At 50.4% G+C, this 18534-nt stretch carries 18 protein-coding genes, 1 pseudogene and 1 riboswitch; of the genes and pseudogenes, 8 read left to right on the forward strand and 11 right to left on the reverse strand.

The window, feature by feature from the left end; translation table 11 throughout:
• Positions 1-118: 118 nt before the first annotated feature.
• Positions 119-1020: pseudogene (locus PUR_RS21510) on the reverse strand (AraC family transcriptional regulator N-terminal domain-containing protein).
• A gap of 219 nt (positions 1021-1239) precedes the next feature.
• Between PUR_RS21510 and PUR_RS21515 the strand changes: the two are divergent.
• Positions 1240-2037, forward strand: a complete 798-nt coding sequence (locus PUR_RS21515) for an SDR family NAD(P)-dependent oxidoreductase (protein ID WP_179037017.1) — start codon at positions 1240-1242, stop codon at positions 2035-2037.
• Positions 2038-2106: 69 nt separating this feature from the next.
• Here PUR_RS21515 and PUR_RS21520 read toward each other — a convergent pair whose 3' ends face one another.
• From PUR_RS21520 to PUR_RS21555, 7 genes are all read right to left on the reverse strand, one after another.
• A complete protein-coding gene (locus PUR_RS21520) occupies positions 2107-2823 on the reverse strand; it encodes an MFS transporter (RefSeq protein ID WP_269474681.1) in 717 nt (238 codons plus the stop codon).
• A gap of 685 nt (positions 2824-3508) precedes the next feature.
• Entirely contained in the window at positions 3509-3997 is a 489-nt protein-coding gene (locus PUR_RS21530; RefSeq protein ID WP_179037020.1) for a DoxX family protein, read from the reverse strand.
• A 70-nt stretch (positions 3998-4067) separates the two neighbouring features.
• Positions 4068-4601 (reverse strand): MarR family winged helix-turn-helix transcriptional regulator, encoded by a 534-nt coding sequence (locus PUR_RS21535; RefSeq protein WP_232101597.1) that lies wholly within the window; start codon positions 4599-4601, stop codon positions 4068-4070.
• A 168-nt stretch (positions 4602-4769) separates the two neighbouring features.
• On the reverse strand, positions 4770-6116 hold the full coding sequence (locus PUR_RS21540) for an RNA-guided endonuclease TnpB family protein (RefSeq protein WP_179037022.1): 1347 nt from the start codon (positions 6114-6116) through the stop codon (positions 4770-4772).
• A gap of 405 nt (positions 6117-6521) precedes the next feature.
• Positions 6522-7409, reverse strand: a complete 888-nt coding sequence (locus tag PUR_RS21545) for a glycine betaine ABC transporter substrate-binding protein (RefSeq protein ID WP_179037023.1) — start codon at positions 7407-7409, stop codon at positions 6522-6524.
• A 14-nt stretch (positions 7410-7423) separates the two neighbouring features.
• Positions 7424-8257 (reverse strand): ABC transporter permease, encoded by an 834-nt coding sequence (locus PUR_RS21550; RefSeq protein ID WP_179037024.1) that lies wholly within the window; start codon positions 8255-8257, stop codon positions 7424-7426.
• 1 nt (position 8258) lies between these two features.
• Complete coding sequence (locus PUR_RS21555; protein ID WP_179037025.1) at positions 8259-9455, reverse strand: quaternary amine ABC transporter ATP-binding protein; 1197 nt, start codon at positions 9453-9455, stop codon at positions 8259-8261.
• Positions 9456-9707: 252 nt separating this feature from the next.
• Here PUR_RS21555 and PUR_RS21560 point away from each other — a divergent pair, with 252 nt between their 5' ends.
• A complete protein-coding gene (locus PUR_RS21560; protein ID WP_179037026.1) occupies positions 9708-10265 on the forward strand; it encodes a GbsR/MarR family transcriptional regulator in 558 nt (185 codons plus the stop codon).
• A 145-nt stretch (positions 10266-10410) separates the two neighbouring features.
• Here the strand turns inward: PUR_RS21560 and PUR_RS21565 are convergent, their stop codons facing one another.
• Entirely contained in the window at positions 10411-10863 is a 453-nt protein-coding gene (locus PUR_RS21565; RefSeq protein ID WP_179037027.1) for a MarR family winged helix-turn-helix transcriptional regulator, read from the reverse strand.
• 103 nt (positions 10864-10966) lie between these two features.
• Here PUR_RS21565 and PUR_RS21570 point away from each other — a divergent pair, with 103 nt between their 5' ends.
• Positions 10967-11416 carry a GNAT family N-acetyltransferase gene (locus tag PUR_RS21570; protein ID WP_179037028.1) on the forward strand — a complete coding sequence of 150 codons (450 nt, stop codon included), beginning with the start codon at positions 10967-10969 and terminating at the stop codon, positions 11414-11416.
• Positions 11417-11495: 79 nt separating this feature from the next.
• Complete coding sequence (locus PUR_RS21575; protein ID WP_179037029.1) at positions 11496-12071, forward strand: guanylate kinase; 576 nt, start codon at positions 11496-11498, stop codon at positions 12069-12071.
• Here PUR_RS21575 and PUR_RS21580 read toward each other — a convergent pair.
• The gene (locus PUR_RS21580; protein ID WP_179037030.1) at positions 12037-12894 is read right to left on the reverse strand and encodes a sulfite exporter TauE/SafE family protein; all 858 of its coding nucleotides are present in this window, start codon (positions 12892-12894) and stop codon (positions 12037-12039) included. The two genes, PUR_RS21575 and PUR_RS21580, sit on opposite strands and share 35 nt — an antisense overlap.
• Before the next feature lie 138 nt (positions 12895-13032).
• Between PUR_RS21580 and PUR_RS21585 the strand changes: the two genes are divergently transcribed.
• A complete protein-coding gene (locus PUR_RS21585) occupies positions 13033-13971 on the forward strand; it encodes a helix-turn-helix transcriptional regulator (protein WP_179037031.1) in 939 nt (312 codons plus the stop codon).
• A 96-nt stretch (positions 13972-14067) separates the two neighbouring features.
• Here PUR_RS21585 and PUR_RS21590 read toward each other — a convergent pair whose 3' ends face one another.
• Positions 14068-14538 carry a C40 family peptidase gene (locus PUR_RS21590; protein ID WP_179038022.1) on the reverse strand — a complete coding sequence of 157 codons (471 nt, stop codon included), beginning with the start codon at positions 14536-14538 and terminating at the stop codon, positions 14068-14070.
• A gap of 2 nt (positions 14539-14540) precedes the next feature.
• Positions 14541-14674: riboswitch (cyclic di-AMP (ydaO/yuaA leader) on the reverse strand.
• Positions 14675-14989: 315 nt separating this feature from the next.
• Between PUR_RS21590 and PUR_RS21595 the strand changes: the two genes are divergently transcribed.
• The 3 genes from PUR_RS21595 to PUR_RS21605 all read left to right on the forward strand — a co-directional run bounded on the left by PUR_RS21595 (position 14990) and on the right by PUR_RS21605 (position 18411).
• Positions 14990-16081, forward strand: a complete 1092-nt coding sequence (locus PUR_RS21595; RefSeq protein ID WP_179037032.1) for a Fe(3+) ABC transporter substrate-binding protein — start codon at positions 14990-14992, stop codon at positions 16079-16081.
• Positions 16082-16168: 87 nt separating this feature from the next.
• Positions 16169-17734 (forward strand): ABC transporter permease, encoded by a 1566-nt coding sequence (locus PUR_RS21600; RefSeq protein WP_332107916.1) that lies wholly within the window; start codon positions 16169-16171, stop codon positions 17732-17734.
• Complete coding sequence (locus tag PUR_RS21605) at positions 17731-18411, forward strand: ABC transporter ATP-binding protein (protein ID WP_179037034.1); 681 nt, start codon at positions 17731-17733, stop codon at positions 18409-18411. Before PUR_RS21600 ends, PUR_RS21605 begins: the two co-directional genes overlap by 4 nt.
• Positions 18412-18534: the final 123 nt, after the last annotated feature.

Below are 18534 nucleotides of genomic sequence, written 5' to 3' on the forward strand. Positions count from 1 at the left end.
ATGCTTGGCCTTTGCCTTCTCCCGTCGAGCTCGCGCTTACGCTCTTGAATGTCGGGTGACAAGAACATTATCCCATTAGTAACCGCGTAAGCATTTGAACCTCCGCCCAGCAGGGGATTCATACGTTTATTGCCCTCAGGCGCTTTATATCTTGTATAGGTGAAAAACCAAACATTCGGGAATATTCACGGCTGAATTGCGACGGACTTTCATAGCCTACCCGGAATGCAACATCCGCGGCATCTGTTGACTCGGATAATAACAGACGCCGTGCTTCCTGCAGCCTCAGTTGTTTTTGAAACTGAATCGGGCTCATAGCGGTTACCTCTTTAAAGTGTCTATGAAGCGAAGAAACACTTATATTCGCTATTTCCGAAAGCTCCTCAATCCGAAAAGTCCTATCATAGTTATTCATGATATGTTCGATAACGTCTCTGATTCGTTTGGTACTGCTTCCTTCTATAGCATTTGTTCCAGCGTGGCCCCATGCTGCCCTTGTAGAACCTTATAGAGAATTTCCTTCGTGAAGAGAGGAGCAAGTACCGGGATATCCTTAGGATTGTCTAGCAAACGAGCTAACCTGATTACCGCATCCAACAAAGATAATTCCATCCGGCTGACAAACATACCTCGCTTAGCGTTTTCTTTCGGGTCAACTCGAATTTCAGAATCGCTTAAAATTTCTAAGATTTGACCCGGGGTAAACTCAAGTTTGAGAGACAAATACGGAACTTGGGAGGAGGCTTCCATGACTTGTCCGGTAACCGGTAAATCAACGGATGCAACAAGGTAATTGGTAGGACCGTATCTAAAGCGTTCTTGTCCCAACAATACATCCTTCACACCCTGAACGACAATGCAAAAGGAAGGATTGTAAACTGCAAAATTTGATCCAGTAACATTAGATCGACGAGTGAAAAATAAAGACGGAATAGCAGTCGCGTGAACACCGTCCCGGCCTGAATAACGCTCAATGATTTTGGCAAGCTCATCCTGCTGGTTATATATTCGTTCAGACATAAGATCCTCCTCGTTTCTCCATCCTTGATAGTTCCATCATAATTCATATTCGTATGTAACGTAAATGATTGTGAGAGGATCAGGCAATCATTTGAGCAGAATGAGATAACGGTCGCCTTTACATTTGTTGCATAATAAGGATGCCGAAGCTGATCCATAACTGTATTATGATCAATAGAGGTTAGGGGTCAGTATGCCAAGTGAAAGGGGAAGATTAATATGGGTACACAAGGAAAATATACAGTTATTACCGGAGCAAGCGCTGGAATTGGTTACGCGACAGCTAAGGCTTTCGCAAATCGTAAGAAAAATATCATACTTGTTGCTCGCCGTGAACACAATCTGAACGAGCTGAAAAGAGAAATTTTGCAGGAAGTTCCTGAGCTGGATATTGTGATAAAAGCAGTCGATGTATCCGTCAGTCAAAACGTCCATCAACTCTATCGAGAGTTAAATTCGTACGAAATCGAAACATGGATTAATAATGCAGGTTTCGGTAACTATGAGAGTGTGTCCGGTCAAGACTTGGACAAGATTGAAACCATGCTGCGCCTAAACGTGGAAGCCCTAACTATCTTTTCGTCCTTGTATGTACGTGATTATAAAGATGTGGATGGTGCACAATTAATCAATATATCTTCAGCTGGCGGATACACAATCGTGCCAACGGCCGTTACCTACTGTGCTACTAAGTTTTATGTCAGTGCATTTACCGAGGGATTGGCCCATGAACTGAAAGCCGCCAATGCAAAATTACAAGCTAAAGTATTGGCACCAGCGGCTACCAAAACCGAATTTGGACAAGTGGCCAACAATACGAGCGAGTATGACTATGACAATGTGTTTAGTAAATACCATACAAGCGATGAAATGGCCAATTTCCTTTTGCAGCTTTATGATAGCAACATGACTGTTGGTAGAGTTGACAGAGAAGACTTTAAATTCAAACTTAGCGAACCACTTTTTGATTATGCAGGAAATTCCAAGAATAACCAAAAAGTCCAACTGAAAGATTAACACAGAACACCTGGCCGACGATAATATCCAGCAGCTCGCGTCGCAGGCGGAAAGCATTCTGTCTCGGGCTCATCGGGTATGCTTCTCCAAGAAAAGATCACGGCTTCTTTCCGGTCTAAATGCATATATTGCCGTCAAAAGGCTGAGCATCATGATGGCGGCCCCGACGAAATTACCGGCAGCCCAGGTCAATGCGAACAGAGCAAATACATGCAGGATAAGCGAGAGGAATAGGGTTTTAGGTACTCCCCATTTATCCGTAGCATACCCGCCTATATAAGATCCGAAAACGCCGGAGATGCCAAATACGGTCAGCATGAAACTGACGCTGCTGACGGATAGCCCTGTATTTTCTTGCAGAAACGGTGAAATGTACGTATAAACCGCCGAGTAACCGGTGATCCATAACAACGAAATGAGCAGTCCGATGACAGGCTTTCTTTTTTTCAAGATCGACAGCTGATTTGAGAGAGGAACCGGCTGTTCCCCTTTCGACGAAGGGATGAATTTATAAATAGCCAGTGCCGTAATCAAACTGAAGACTGCAATCATGGCAAACACATAACGCCATCCGAAATATTCGCCGATGAGCACGCCAAATGGAATTCCCAGCACCATAGCCCCGCTTCCACCCATTAATATGATTCCGATGGCGCTTCCGCGTTTCTCCGGTGGAACAAGGCTGGCTCCCACGTTCAGCGAAACAACGGTATACATGCCGGTGCTGATCGCGAGTACAATACGAGAGGCTATCAGCAACCCGAAGCTCGGGCTTAGAAATGCCACCGCAGAATAAGGGTGGGGAAGAACATGCGGGGAACGGTGAATTCGATCAAAAAATCAAAATTGGCATTTCCTAACCGTTGGGCTTGTCTTTTTTCAGCACGATTGCGGAAGAACTGAATTGCCGTTTCCCAAACCTAAAATATGACGTGCTGTCCGAGCGGGAGGAATTCATTATTGATGCAATCGCGCTTAATGAGGTGCACTTAGGGATTGTTCCTTATACCAGGGGCCGAACCGATCTGGTGTCTATCCCCATGTATAAAGAGGAGCTGGTGATGCTGCTTCCCAAAAAAGAGGATGTAATGTTTACGGATTCGTATACCGATTGGCCCAGACTGTTAGACATAACTTGCTTCTTGTTCTACATGTGCTCTCCGATCCGGAAGCTTACAGATCCTGTACTTATTCAGTTGCTGGGAGAAATGCGGATATGGTAACCTGCCCTCCATCTTGTCCCACGAATCCGTTCCTTTTCAAATTCGGCGATTGGGACAGACGGTTCCGGGAAGGATGATTCATGTGGTTTACTCTGCTTCCTCTCCGCTGGCGCAACAGCTCCACACGTTATCGGAGCAATTGGTCCAGCCTTTTTCTGGTAGTGCGGTTCCAGTGAATTAAGGAATTGCAGAAGCTCAGGGCTGGTAGTTATAATTTCAGATGCGAAAAAAGGACTCAATGAACGCGGTCATTTGGACAGTCCGAAATCATTACCGTGTTTCCTAACAGATCGATGACGGCGGTAAAACAACCATATTGCAAGGCTTACGGAAAGGAAGAGGATTTGCATTAGGGTGCGGGGAATCAATTGATCCTCCGGACTTGTCGCAAGGCCATTTATAGCAATGTAAAGATTGGCAGGGAACATGGTAATCAGTAGAAGTGAGAGCCCGCCGGCTGCCCATGTAACAGTGGGACGCCATAGTAAACCTATTGCCCCGGCCAATTCCAGTACACCGGTGATCGTTACAATCAGGTCGGGATATGGCAAGATAGGAGGAACCATTCTAATAATCTCTGTCCGCAAATAAACGAAATGAACGGAGCCGGTTAAAATGAACATCGCTGCAAGACCGCCTCGAAGCGCAACGGGCCATGGGCGAAAACGGCTTACCCCAGCAATTCCTGCAACGAGAATGACAAGCGTGACGACAACGAGCACAATTAGCGGTTCCATAAAATACCTCCATAAAATTAATTGTTTGTGTGTATAGATACTAAACACATTCACCAAAAAAAAGATGCTATCATTTGCCAAGTTGTTTCTCTAGCTTCATTAAAAAATCTTTTATAAATTGAACCTTATCGACGGGAGCATCTCCTAATACTTCCACAACCATTTTTTTGAATTGGTTCTGATAATCCAAATGGTGACCGTATGCAATTTCACCTTTCGGGGTTACTTGAAGAATTAACCTTGATTGGTTGCGGACATCCTTTTCTTTTGTGATTAACCCTTTCTGTTCAAGTTTTTTCAGTACTTGGGATATTGCGCCTTTCGTAACTCCACAACGTTCAGCCAACGCTGTAATATGGATGCCACTATGCTCTCTTATTTCATTTAGCGTATAGATCTCGGAATGAAATAAAGGCTCGCCTACACCATAATCTCTATTTTTCCTATCCAGTTTAGCGAAGGTTTTGAACACATCCAAGAGGGTGTTGCTAATTTTCTCTTTTGAAAGTTCATCATTATTCATCATAGAATAAAGTGTATAGTGCCTAAACACTATTGTCAAATGATTTTTGAGTCGGGTGCTTTGAAGCAAAGTGATCTGCATTGTAAAAGAATATTTTCTTTCACTTCACAATGCCATAATAAAGCAAGTAGAGGATGTCGGACAGGTTCTTATCGGGGATCTGTGAACTCTCCCCCACTTAGCTTACGCATGAGGTGGGGGCTTCTGTTGGCATCGATACAGGGTTGCACACGCTTGCGAGCTTCATGATTAAAGGCTCAACGCCTGTTGCACCCGAATGAGGGAAGCCAACGTCCAATACGTTCGTTTTGCCAATGAAGGGTCTTTGGCCTCCAAGGACAACCACATCTTTTCAGATGTGGCTTTGTGTATGCTACGTAACACGTACCGTGCGCCGATGTTATACGAGGCATTAAGGTCCGCGTGATACGCTTTGCCTGTTGCGAATACAGCAACATCACGTTTCGTGTTTCGTTGAACCCATCCACTGCCATCAAAAGCAAGCGCGCTTGTATTCGCAGGATTGACCATGGAAACCCGTATTCCCAAGAAATGCGCCATTTCGGTCACTTTTGTTTGGATGCGCCGTTTCGCCCAAAACTGGAGTTTGGCACGAAGTCGCTTGGCTCCCCACGTTCCTTTAGGCAGACGCATCTTGCCTAAATACTCCATGACAATGACATCTGCGCTGTGCTTTTGGGCAAAGGCGATGATTCGATGCGCGGTATCGTGGACGATATGCGTCTGTAAGCCGTTCATCCGCCGCCAGAAATTCGGTTTTGCCCCTATACCGGATTGTCGCTGGGCTTGTTTCAGTTTGCCTGTGATTTGGCGCAATCGATCTTTTTCTTTGGCTTGGTTGATAAATGTCCTCGCCAAGACAGTGCCGTTAGCGTCCATCACGGAACAGACTGCGGAATTCGTTAAGCCTAAATCAACGGCACATACCCGCTGCTTGGAAATTTCCGCCTGAGTCAACTTCACATCCCCTTCATAGGCGATATGAAGGGCATAGCGTTTTCCTTTTCGAACCAATGTGGGGCTGCATTCTTTCATGCTCCACACGTTACGTTTGAATAAGTCTTGCCCTTTAAAGGTAATGGGGAGCCATACCCAATCACCTTGATGAAGTATCTTAATGTTGGCTGTCGTATCGGAGGTTCGTTTGAACATATTGCCTTTGTACAAGCAAGGGAACGCCTGATGCTTAGCTTGGAGTGTCGGCGGTTTCTTCGAAAAGCGTTTCCCTTCTTGCCCAGCGTGTTGCCGCTCGGCTTGCCAAAGCTCAAAACGGGAATGATGACTTTTCACAATGCCAAACGCTTCCGCAATGGCACTTCTGCGGAAGTACGAAGGAAACTTATAAAAGCGTTGATCAAACTCGGCGTAGAGCGGATTCGGATTGTGCCTGGTACGGTGAGTCAGCCGTTCTACCGCCGTCACCACCGCTTGGGTGGATAACGATTCCAAGGCCATAAACTGCTCTTGAATGACCGTAATCAAAAACGACAGCGCCTCTTGATACACAAGGAGAGTCGCATCTAGCATGCGGTGGTGAGACGTAATCGGATGTTTGAGTGTTTTGACCACCTTCATGAGACACGCCTCCATCGCAAGTTTGATGGATCTAGCATAACACAAGAACATATGTTTGTTAAGCAGACGTGTCTAACCCCCACCTTCGCTGTTGGCTTAGAGGAGGGGGACTGCGACACTAAATCTGTTCAACTTGGAATTCATGAGGCTTATCTAAGAATAGTTCAAAGCCTGATAGGCTTATTTAGGTCTGTACGAAATTTCGGTTAGAGCTGAATTGGATCAGACTCAAGGGCTTAACGATAAAAGGTAACCGTGTCTTTTTTCTTAGCTTGATGGGCATGGGGCTAAATCATATTCCGCACAAAAAACAGGGGTGTCCCCGCAGCCGGTTCACGGCTTGTGGGACACCCCCGTGTATTTAACATCATTCCAGCTTCTCGCTCGGAATTCCGTCAGACAAGCTTACTCAATACCCTTCGTCCATTCATTTACCTTGTCCGGGTTGGCTTCCACCCATGCCTTGGCGGCTTCCTCCGGACTCTGACCGCCCTGGATGGCAACCATGACCTTCGCCATCTCCTCCGGCGTCCACTGGAACTGATCCATCACCTGGTAGACATCGGGCTGGTCGTCTTTAAGGCCTTTGCGGGCCATCGTATGGATCTGCTCGTCACCGCCGTATACACCTTTGGGATCGTCCAAATATTTCAGATCCATGTTGGCGAACATCCAGTGCGGCGTCCAGCCGGTCACGACGATCGGCTGATTGGCGTCATAGGCTTTTTGCAATTCTTGCGCCATCGCCGCCGAAGAGCTTTCCACCAGCGTGTAGTCCTTCAGATTGTATTCGGCGAGCGCTTTTTCCGTGGCCGACATAATCCCGGCGCCCGGCTCGATGCCGATAATTTTGTGGTCCAGGGAATCGCCTGCCGCGCTGTCCTTCAGGTCCTCGATGGAGTTGACGTTCATATAAGCCGGAACTGTCAGCCCAATTTTCGTTCCGTTCAAGTTGACGCCGAGGTCTTCCATATCTTTTCCGTACTTCTCCATGTAAGAAGCATGGGTGCTTGGCAACCAGGCGGCTACCATCGCGTCCGCGCTTCCGTCGGCAATGCCCGCGAACATCGGCCCAGCGTCGACTTGAAGCATTTCAACCGTCTTGCCCAGCTTCGATTCCAGCACTTCCTTGACTACATAGGTGCTGGCAATTTCCGAATCCCAGGCCACATAAGCCAGCTTTACCGTTTTCGAACCGCCGCCCGAAGACGAACAGCCTGTCAGCATAACGGCTGCGGCCATGACGGTTAATAGGGCGATTGACAAAAAGCTCCGGTTGTTTCTTTTCTTCATTAATAAAACTCCTCCTACTTATGCTTGATTTTAAGCGCGTTTTGCGTCAGACGATCCAGCAGAATCGCCATAACGACAATGGCAATCCCCGCCTCAAAGCCGGCGCCGGTCTTGGCTTGCGATACGGCGCGGTACACATAGGCGCCGACTCCCTGCGCGCCGATCATGGATGAAATGACGACCATCGACAGAGACAGCATAATCGTCTGGTTAATGCCGGCCATAATGGTCGGCAGGGCAAGCGGAAGCTGCAGCTTGAACAGCTTCTGTCTTGGGGTTGAGCCGAACGCGTCGGCGGCTTCGACCAGTTCCGGCGAGACCTGGCGGATGCCGAGGCTCGTCAGGCGGATCGTCGGCGGAATCGCGAATATGATCGATGCGATGACGCCCGGAACGACGCCCAGCGAGAAAAAGGAAACCGCCGGGAGCAGATAGACGAACGCCGGCATCGTCTGCATGAAGTCCAGAATCGGCGTCACCACATTCCGCGCGGCGGCGCGCTGCGCGCACAGAATGCCGATCGGCACGCCGATCAGCACCGCCAGCACCGAAGCTGTCAGCACAAGGGCCAGCGACTGCATCGAAGGTGCCCACAATCCAAGGTTATCAATCAGCAAAAGACCGATCAGCGCAAACAGCGCAAGACGCCACTTCCCGACCCAGTATGCCAGTGCCGAAATCAGCAGGATGACGGCAATCGCGGGCAAAAAGGTAAGGCCGGCATTGATGCCTTCCACCATTCCGCCGATTACGGAATGAATCAAATCAAAAACGGCGCCGAAGTAAAGAGTAAGCCATTGCTCAATCTGCTCCACCAGGCGGCCAAGCGGCAATTTTGGAATATTCATCTCAGATATCTCCTCCTTCCGGCAGCGCATTGCCCGCAAGCGCGGACAGCACGGCGCCTTTAATCACGATTCCTTTCAGCCGTTCCCGCTCATCCACGACCGCCACTGGCAGCGGCGATCCCGCCATCAGCTCGAACAATTCGTTCAGCAGCGCATCCGGACCCACGATGGGAATCTCTTTCCTCAGCACATCGGAAATCGACTTTTGCTCTTTCAGCGCCAGCGAGGCGTCGTCTGCGGTAATTACGCCCAGAAGCTTCATCTCTTTATCCGCCACATACAGGCTGGATACCCCGCTGTCGCGCATCAGCTGCAGCGCAACGCGCGGCCCTCGCTCGGGCCGGATCATCTCCGGCTGCTTCATCACATGCGCCGCGGTCAGGACCTTGGACAAGTCCACATCCTCCACGAACCGCTCCACGTATTTGTTGGCCGGCTGGATGAGAATTTCCTCAGGCGTCCCGATCTGCACAATACCGCCGTCCTTCATCAGGGCGATCCGGTCGCCAATCCGCAGCGCTTCGTCCAGATCATGCGTAATGAAGACGATCGTCTTCTTCAGCCGCGACTGGAGCTCCAGAAGCTCCTGCTGCATATCCTTGCGGATCAGCGGATCAAGCGCGCTGAACGCCTCGTCCATCAGCAGTATATCCGGGTCGTTCGCAAGGCCGCGCGCAAGGCCCACGCGCTGCTGCATCCCCCCGCTGAGCTGGTCTGGCCGATGCTGTTCCCAGCCGCCGAGGCCCACAAGCTCCAGCGCCTTAAGCGCCAGCTCCCGCCGCTTCTTTTTATCGACTCCCTGCACCTCAAGTCCGTATTCCGCGTTACCCAGAACCGTCCGGTGCGGGAATAGACCGAACTTCTGAAACACCATACCGATATTTTTGCGGCGGAACTGGCGAAGCTCCTCGGCATTCATCTTCACAATATCCTGTCCACGGAACAAAATTTGTCCCGCCGTAGGATCGATCAGACGGTTAAGCAGGCGGACGAGCGTCGATTTGCCGCTCCCCGACAAGCCCATAATGACGAAAATTTCTCCTTCTTTAATATGAAATTCGGCTTGGTTCACTCCGACCGTCAGCTTGGCTTCGCGGGCAATCTTTTCTTTGGACCAGCCTTGCTGCAGCATCGAAAGCCCTCTGCGGGCATCCTGACCGAAAATTTTAGTCAGCTGTCTGACTTCCAGTATCGGCATATCGGCCTCCTTCTCCCGTATTTCCCGGGTCAATTCACTCGTTACAGTCTACCGGACGACCGAAATGAGAAGCAAACTCTATATACCGTAATAATTTAACGTACAGTTTTTACTTTACGTACTTTACATAAAGAATACTCCGTTTTACTCCAAATTACGTTCCAAACAGTTTCTTTACTTCCATCGGGGGATATGATTACAATGAACTAGGAGAAATTTTGTATATATAACGCTTCCTTCAGGAGGGACAGCATGAACGATTTAGAAGGACTCGCGCCCGAACAAATAGAAAGAATCAGCAAGGTCCGGGAGCGCGTCATTGATTCCATCGGTAAAAATATGGACTTATACGGCGTCACCCTGTCCATCGGCCATTTATACGGATACATGTATTTCAATCAGGGTCCGGTTACGCTCGATGAGCTGAGCAAAGCGATGGGCATGAGCAAGACGTCCATGAGCACGGGTGTCCGCACGCTGCTTGATCTTAAAATGATCGATAAAGTATGGGGCAAAGGAACGCGCAAAGATCTGTTCGAAGTGTCGTCCGACTGGTACCAGAACTTCAGCGACTATTTCTCGATTAAATGGAGAAAAGCGGTTGAGAGCAATATGAACGTCCTGTCGAAGTCGCTAAATGAGATTAGGGCGATGAAAGAGGAATATGGCGGGCAAGAGGAACTGAACTCTCTGCTGCATAACGACGAACGCAAAATCGAAGAAGCCATCCAATATTACCGCTGGCTGCTGAAGCTGATCGAGGCTATGGAAACCGGCAAAATATACGAACTGATTCCAAAGGAAGAATAGAAAGCGTCATTTCATTGCGAGAGCTGTTTCTCTAGTTTCATCGAAAAGGAGCCTTTAACCGAACCGGACGTTCGTTAAAGGCTCCTTTTTCATTCCTTCTGCGGCTGTTAAAACAAGCGTGGGCCATACTTGGTGGGCAGCCGCCCTAATAGCTTCTTTTATTGCCCTTTTTCACATATTCCCAATCCCGCTCCACATTCCGTCTCACCCGCTCAAGCAGCTTATGAAGCGCCCCGATTTCTTCCGCTGACAATCCTGCGAGCGCCGCTCTATCGGAGTAATCCGCCTCCCGTTTCAGAAGAGGATAGGTCCCTTCCCCTTTGGCCGAGGGAAACAGCCTTTTGATCTTCCGATTCGCGGGATCGCTTTTCTTCTCGATAAATCCCTGCAGCTCCAGCTTGGCTATGGCGCGCGCCGCGGTGGTGCGGTCTACTTTGATCATTTCGGCAAGCTTCTCCTGAATGATTCCGGGCTCCTCGCAAATCCGGATCAGGTACAGATATTGCCCCTTGGTCAGCTCCAATTCTTTGAACTCGATGTTGCTGATGGAGTCAAACGCCCTGGCGATCATTCCGATCTCGCGCAATATTTCTCTCATTCTCCACCTCCGTGTTTTATTGTATTTACAACAATTTCGACGTATACTGGTGAAAAACCTTTCGTTATTTCATTATTTATTCCCATTTATGAGGTGAGAACTGTTGAACTGGCATGTGAAGGCATTTGATGAGTTGTCCAATCTGGAGATCTATAACATACTGAAGGCAAGGACCAACATTTTCGTCGTTGAACAGAACTGCCCCTATTCCGAGGTGGACGGCAAGGACCTGGCCTGTCATCACCTGTATCTGGAGGATCACGGCGATATTGTCGCCTACCTTCGAATTCTGCCCCCGGGCGTGGTATATCCCGAAGCGTCAGTCGGCCGGTTTATCGTAAATCCGAAGCTTCGGGGAACGGGCATTGGCAGAGAGCTGTTCGGCAGGGGACTTGCTTTTGTCAGAGAGAATTTACGGGAAACCCGCGTCAAAATTCATGCGCAGGCTTACCTTCAAGACTTTTACGCTTCCTTCGGCTTCGAGCCGGTGTCGGACGTCTACCTGGAAGACGGGATTCCGCATATCGAAATGCTTCTGTCGCCGGAAGAATAAGCCATCCGGTCTTGCCTCATTGGCGGACAACCGGCTGCGATTTACCGCATCCATTTCCCCCGATAAAGGAGTGTTGGCATTGGGACGCATTATCGTGCTGTACGGACCGTCCGCTTCCGGCAAAAGCGAGATTCAGCGGCAGCTTACCGGACCCGGGTTTCCCCGGATCATCACGGCGACGACCCGTCCGCCGCGGCCGCATGAAACGGATGGCGTGCATTACCTGTTCCTGGACAAAGAGAGCTTTCAGGAGAAAATGGCGCGCGGCGAGCTGATCGAATGGACGGAGTATAACGGTGAATGGTACGGCACACTGCGCTCCAGCATCGAGGAGGCGATAGCCGGCCCGGCGGATGCCAATATCATTATGGATCTGGCCGGCGTGCTTGCGCTTAAACAGCGTTACAGAGAGCATGTTGCCGCCATCTACATCGGCGCCGACCTCCCTTCTCTCGCCAGAAGGCTGGCCGAAAGAGGCGGAGACACGGCCGAAACGGCAAGCAGGCTGCAAAAGGCCCGGGAGCAGGAGCTCACCGAGGCCTATATGAAGCCTGCGGACGCCGTCATTTGGAACAGCGACGGCGCTGACTTCGAGGATACGCTGAAGCGGGTACGGGAAGTTATAGCTTCCTTTCCCGGGCGGGGGATGCAATGACGACCTTGCCTGCCCGCGCCGATTTGAGCGCTTTTGTAAACATTTTGATCGCGGACAGGATCAATATGAATCCCAGAACCAATTTGAGCAGGCTGGAAGAAACATAGACGATCAAGAGTCCGCCGATAAATGAACCGATAATCGAGCCGATTCCCATGGGAACGACGAGTTCCCTCCATTCTTTTTTCTCCGCGTAGGCACCATTTGAACCATGCCTGATCATCCCGATCACCACAGTTGGCAGACTGATCAATACGCTGGCGGTGCCCGCGATTTTGATATCCACCCCGTAAACGAGCAGCAGAGTCGGAATAATCAGTTCCCCTCCGGCAACCCCGAGCAGACTGCTCACGATGCCGATTCCTATCCCAAAAGCAATGCCAACGAGTACGGCTGCCGGCAGCGGCATCGGTATTCCGCTGGAGACCACCGGGGAGAAGCCTTCGACGACCAGCAGGATGCCAATGGAAACGAGCAGAATGAGAATGACTTTCTCGAGCGTGTGCTCGGACAAACGCTTGGAGTAGTTCGCCCCCGTGTAGGCGCCGATCATCCCGCCGGCGATAAAAGAGGCAATGACGGGCAGAATAGCCGTCAGAGCTGGAAGCGAAGCCTGGGGAAGGCGCATGATCAGCGAGGAGATCAGGGTGACCAGGCTGACGGCCAAATTAAATGCCACCGCCTGACGCGTCGGATACTTGAACAGACCCACGAGCACAGGAAGGCGGAATTCCGCTCCGCCGAGTCCGATCAATCCCCCGAGGCAGCCAATTGGCGCTCCCGTTAATACAGCTAGCAGTGATTTTTTGCCTTTTTCATTCATAAATCCTTTACCTCCTCCCATAAAACCGTACAAAACACCACGAAACGTAACAAAACCGGATTTAAAAAAAGTGTATCCTAGCCTATAATGATTGACAAGAGCAACATTTGAACGAATATTGACGAGGTGATCTTCCCCATGTCCGACAGCACGCTTTCCTATTCACCCGAAGAGGTGTCCAAAATTCTTAAAATATCCAAAGGGACCGTGTACGACCTGATCAAACGGGGTGAGCTTCCGTCCTACCGGATCGGCAAAAAGCTGCGGGTCACCCCCGCCGACCTCGAGGCCTACACCCGCCCATCCTATGCAGCCGAAAAGCCCCATCCCGTACCTCCGGCCGTCTCCATGGAGAAGCTGATTATCGATAACCAGGGACTCATTATATGCGGCCAGGACATTGTCCTTGATGTGCTTGCCACCCATATGGAAAAAAGAACTCCCGCCATCCGCTCCCTTCGTTCCTACGTCGGCAGTCTTGACGGGCTGCTGTCCCTGTACCGGGGCACCGCCAATCTCGCCGCCGCCCATTTATGGGACGCCGAGACCGATGAGTTCAACACGCCGTACGTCCGCCGGCTTCTGCCCGGACACCGGAGCGTAATCGTTAATCTGGTATTCCGCAATCAGGGATTTTACGTTGCTCCCGGCAACCCGAAGAATCTGCGCTCCTGGGAGAGCCTGCTGGAACCGGGAATCGTCCTGGCCAACCGGGAAAAAGGCTCGGGGACCCGCATCATGCTGGACGAGTGGCTGCGCAGCAGCAGCATCGATCCCCATTCCATTCAGGGATATGAACATGAGGAGCCGAGCCATATCGCCGTGGCCAGCGCCGTCGCGCGGGGCATTGCGGACGTGGGAATTGGAACGGAAAAAGCGGCGCAGCAGGTGTCCGGGGTCGATTTCATTCCGCTCAAGAGGGAGCGGTACGATCTGGTCTTTTACAAGGAGGATATGGATAAACCGCAATTTCAGGCGCTTCTGGCCACACTGCGGTCGCCCGAATTCAGACATGAAGTAAGCGGACTCGGAGGTTATGATATTTCTAGCTGCGGTGAGATTGTCGGAGAGGTGTGACAGGGGGAATTAGGGGTCTGAAAATTACCGGGGACCCTGAGCAAACAAGAAGGACAAGCCCGGCGAAATGCCGCAGGCTTGTCCTTCTTTATGTATCTACTGACTCATCATCTTGGAGTAACTCTTCTCATCCACTACCCGGCGGGCGGTAACATAACGGTCCTGATAATACGAATCGGACAGCTTGCTTATTCTGACTCCCTTGCTGCTGGAGGAATGAGCGAACTGATTGTCGCCTATGTAAATTCCCGCATGGGAAACCCCTCGGCCGAACGTATTGAAAAATACCAAATCACCGACACGCAAATCGTCTTTGGCTACCGAGGTTCCAACCCTGGCTTGGGACTGGGAAGTGCGCGGCAGATCATCGACGTTAAATTTCTTTAGGACATACAGGATAAAACCGGAACAATCGAAGCCGGAGGTGGTAGTGCCTCCATAAACGTAAGGTGTTCCGAGAACCTGGTCCACGACACTCTCAAGCTTAACTTCACTTGCATATGTACTGGGTGCGGCGGAAGTAAATATAGCAGCGGCTGCTAGCAGCGATAGGATGACTTTCTTCAGAGTTGTTCTCCCTTTCAATGCCTACGGAGTTAGCTGAGGATTCGGTTAAAGGTTCCCTATATTCCCTTGCTTGCAAGAATAATTCACCCGGAATGGTTCCCCCGTTTTCAACAACGAAATTCGGCAATAGTTAATATTTTGTAACTATTCATACTTTAATACATCAAAAAGAAGGCTGTCAATCCTTATGTAACCCCGTTTTTTATAAGGAAAACAAGCATGATCCTGGCCTCCATTCATTTCGTTAAAAAGAACAAAAATGTAACTACACCTATCTATATTCCAGGATGTGGAACTCCACCGCGAGATTGTGACGAAAATATGCTTATTTAAAATAACTATTATAAATTCCAAAGACATTTAAATTTAATCTTATTGACATGAAGAAAGCAGTGAAGTTATCATGTTGCTAATTGAGAATAATAATCATTATCTAGGGGGATGTTTGAAAATGGTGAAGCGTAAATTTTTTGCTCCATTGCTTACGGGAGTACTTGCTGCCGGTCTGTTGGCCGGTTGCGGCGCGGACAAGGCGAGTGAAGCCGGTGCGGGTAATACAGAAGAGACAAAGCCGAGCGCACAGGCAGCGGAGCAAGTCGTCAATATCTATTCCGCACGGAGTTATGACGTGGACGCTCTACTGTATAAGAAATTCACGGAAGAGACCGGCATCAAAGTAAACGTGATTGACGGTAAGGCGGAGGAACTGATTGAGCGCATGAAGCGCGAAGGCGAAAGCACACAGGCTGACCTGTTCCTCACGGTAGACGGCGGCGTGTTGAACAATGCCAAGCAGGCCGGACTGCTCCAGCCGGTCACTTCGGCAACGATCGACCAGAATGTTCCGAAAGACCTGCGTGACCCGGACAATGAGTGGATCGGACTCTCCACACGCGCCCGCGTCATCGTCTACTCCAAGGATCGTGTAAAACCGGAGCAGCTCTCCACCTATGAGGACCTGACCAGCCCGGCCTGGAAAGGCAAAGTGCTTGTTCGTCCGTCCTCCAGCTTGTACAACCAGTCCCTGCTGTCCTCTTTCATTGAATTGAACGGCGAAGCGAAAGCGGAAGAATGGTCCAAAGGATTGGTAGCCAATCTGGCCCGCACTCCGGAAGGAAATGACCGTGACCAGGCCAAAGCGATTGTCGCCGGTGTAGGCGATGTGGCGCTGATGAATACGTACTACGTGGGCCTGCTGATCAATTCGGACGATCCGGAAGAAGCGAAAGTCGGTAAAAGCATCGGCGTCTTCTTCCCGAACCAGGAAACGACTGGCACTCATGTGAATATCAGCGGCGCGGCTGTAACCAAGTACAGCAAGAACAAGGACAACGCCGTCAAGCTGATTGAATTCCTGACCGGCGTCGAAGCGCAGACGATGGTTACCAATGAAAACTTCGAGTTCCCTGTTAATGCCAAGGCTGAGCTGCCCGAGCTGCTCAAATCCTGGGGAACATTCAAAACGCAGCACATTGATTTCAACAAACTGGGCGTTAATAATGCCAAAGCAATTGAAATCATTAACAAAACAGGCTGGAAATAATTTATGAATCTAAACACAGTTAAGGTACAGATACAAAGACGCCTTAGCGGTTGGCGAATCGCAAGCTTGGCGGGGGCGGCAGTTATTTTGCTGCCCATTCTTTTTGTACTGCTCTCGGTATTTAATCCGCCAAGTGGCAATTGGGTTCAAATCAGGCAGTACCTCGTAAAGGATTATATCGCCCAAACGGTTCAGCTGACGCTGATGGTTGCCGTGCTGACAGCATTGCTCGGGGTAACGCTGGCCTGGCTTACGGCGGTCTTTGATTTTCCGGGAAAACGGTTCTTTAGGTGGGCGCTGATTCTTCCTCTAGCCATTCCTCCATACATCGCCGCTTTTACATACAGCACGATGTTCAGCTACACCGGCATTGTCCAGACGACACTGCGGAACCGGTTCGGAATTGTTCCCAATCAGGAGCTGATTACCGTCTCCTCCATGCGGGGCGCGGTCCTTGTATTTACTTTGTTTCTGTTTCCTTATGTATATCTGATTACCAAATCGTTCTTAGAAAAACAGAGCGCCTCATATATTGAGAACGCCCGGCTGCTGGGTAGGAATGGCTTGTCCATATTCCTGCGGGTCGCACTTCCATTATCCCGTCCAGCCATTGCGGGCAGTATCAGCCTCGTGATCTTTGAGGTGCTGAGCGATTACGGGGTAACGAGTTATTTTGGCATTCAGACCGTCTCGACAGCGATCTTCCAGACCTGGTTCGGAATGTATGATGCCGATTCGGCGATGCGCCTTGCCGCCTGGCTCATGATGATTGTCATCGGCTTGTTCCTGGTCGAAATGCTGCTGCGCAAACGGCGCGCATACAGCTCGACGACGAGTAAGTCGAGGCCGCTTGTGCCGAGGCGCTTAACGGGAGCTCGCGGGTGGGCAGCCTCCCTGTTCTGTATGATCGTTTGGTGCGCAGCCTTTTTGTTCCCGCTTTTGCAATTAATCGTATGGGCGGGCTGGACGTTTGACAGCATGTGGAACGCGGGATTGTTCCGACTGATCTACCAAACCTTGTTCGTGGCTGTCGTCTCCACCTTGATCATCATGATTTTTTCACTGATTGCCGCCGGGGCGAACCGGACGCGTTCCACCGCTTCATTTGTGCTCTCCAAGGCGATAACCGCCGGATATTCCATGCCCGGGGCCATTATCGCCATCGGTGTGCTGGTTGTTTTTTTGAAGCTGGATAAAGTCTGGGCGGCCTTTCATCATCAGCTCGCGCTTGGGGGAATCCCCCTCGTTCTCAGCCTGACTCTCGCGATGCTGATCGCGGGGTATGTGATCCGGTTTATGGCTACGGGGTACAACGCCGTGGAAGTCGGGTTTGAGAAAATGGGCCGAAAATATACGGAAGCGTCACGCATGCTGGGGCATGGAATGACCGCAACTTTTTTCAAGGTGGATCTGCCTTTAATTAAGGGAGCCGTGATGAGCGGATGCCTCCTGACTTTTGTGGAAATCTGCAAGGAGCTGCCGCTGGCTTTGATCCTTAGACCCTTCAATTTCGAGACTCTGGCTACAAAAGCTTACCGGTATGCCAGCGATGAACAGATTTTCGAGGCGGCCATTCCCTCTTTGCTTATCATTGGCATCAGCTTGATCTCGGTTTACGTTATGCATTATTTAGACAGGAGGTGGGAGCAATGAGTATCGTAGACATCCGGAATCTATCCTTCTCTTATGAGCGGGGCAAGTCCGCAGTGATCGACCGGTTCTCCTGTTCCATTGAAAAAGGGGATATTGTCGGGATCGTAGGCGCAAGCGGCAACGGAAAAAGCACGCTGCTGCGGCTGATCGCGGGTCTGGAGATTCCTTCGGGCGGGGAGATTCGGATCAACGGGGCTCCCGTTGTGAATGAAGGCTGCTACATCCAGCCGGAGCGGCGGGGTGTCGGCATGGTGTTTCAGGATTACGCCCTGTTCCCTCATATGACAGTCCGCAAAAATATCGAGTTCGCCCTGCACCGTCTCCCCCGCAAAGAACGGGCTAAACGGCTGGAAGACATGCTTGAACTTGTCCAGCTGAGCGAATTCAAGGATCGTTACCCGCATGAGCTGAGCGGCGGACAGCAGCAGAGAGTGGCACTCGCCCGGGCGCTCGCCCAGAAGCCGGCCGTTCTGCTGATGGATGAGCCTTTCAGCAACCTCGATGCAGGACTGAAGGACGCGATCCGTTCGGAGCTGCGGACGATTCTGAAGAAAGCGCAGATGACCTGCCTGTTCGTTACCCATGACCATCAGGATGTGGAGGCGATCAGCGACCGGTCGATTCATCTGGGTCCGGGGTCTGCTCCGGGCGTACGGGTGCTAACCTGCAAAGCTTAGGGTTGCGGCATCATAATATGATAACACCCATAAGTGTAGTTGAGCCGCATGGCATTCTTGGATTCATAATAGGCTTGAGTTCTCTCCGATGATATAATGGAGATAATCTATTCCCCGTAACAG

Origin of the sequence: Paenibacillus sp. URB8-2, from assembly GCF_013393385.1 — a bacterium.
Taxonomy (GTDB): Bacteria; Bacillota; Bacilli; order Paenibacillales; family Paenibacillaceae; genus Paenibacillus_AQ.

What these genes read in the sequence shown, in the direction of transcription:
- PUR_RS21515 (WP_179037017.1), top strand. Translation starts at nt 1,240, where the DNA reads ATGGGTACACAAGGAAAATATACAGTTATTACCGGAGCAAGCGCTGGA.
- PUR_RS21530 (WP_179037020.1), bottom strand. Translation starts at nt 3,997, where the DNA reads ATGGAACCGCTAATTGTGCTCGTTGTCGTCACGCTTGTCATTCTCGTT.
- PUR_RS21535 (WP_232101597.1), bottom strand. Translation starts at nt 4,601, where the DNA reads ATGCAGATCACTTTGCTTCAAAGCACCCGACTCAAAAATCATTTGACA.
- PUR_RS21540 (WP_179037022.1), bottom strand. Translation starts at nt 6,116, where the DNA reads ATGAAGGTGGTCAAAACACTCAAACATCCGATTACGTCTCACCACCGC.
- PUR_RS21545 (WP_179037023.1), bottom strand. Translation starts at nt 7,409, where the DNA reads ATGAAGAAAAGAAACAACCGGAGCTTTTTGTCAATCGCCCTATTAACC.
- PUR_RS21550 (WP_179037024.1), bottom strand. Translation starts at nt 8,257, where the DNA reads ATGAATATTCCAAAATTGCCGCTTGGCCGCCTGGTGGAGCAGATTGAG.
- PUR_RS21555 (WP_179037025.1), bottom strand. Translation starts at nt 9,455, where the DNA reads ATGCCGATACTGGAAGTCAGACAGCTGACTAAAATTTTCGGTCAGGAT.
- PUR_RS21560 (WP_179037026.1), top strand. Translation starts at nt 9,708, where the DNA reads ATGAACGATTTAGAAGGACTCGCGCCCGAACAAATAGAAAGAATCAGC.
- PUR_RS21565 (WP_179037027.1), bottom strand. Translation starts at nt 10,863, where the DNA reads ATGAGAGAAATATTGCGCGAGATCGGAATGATCGCCAGGGCGTTTGAC.
- PUR_RS21580 (WP_179037030.1), bottom strand. Translation starts at nt 12,894, where the DNA reads ATGAATGAAAAAGGCAAAAAATCACTGCTAGCTGTATTAACGGGAGCG.
- PUR_RS21585 (WP_179037031.1), top strand. Translation starts at nt 13,033, where the DNA reads ATGTCCGACAGCACGCTTTCCTATTCACCCGAAGAGGTGTCCAAAATT.
- PUR_RS21595 (WP_179037032.1), top strand. Translation starts at nt 14,990, where the DNA reads ATGGTGAAGCGTAAATTTTTTGCTCCATTGCTTACGGGAGTACTTGCT.
- PUR_RS21605 (WP_179037034.1), top strand. Translation starts at nt 17,731, where the DNA reads ATGAGTATCGTAGACATCCGGAATCTATCCTTCTCTTATGAGCGGGGC.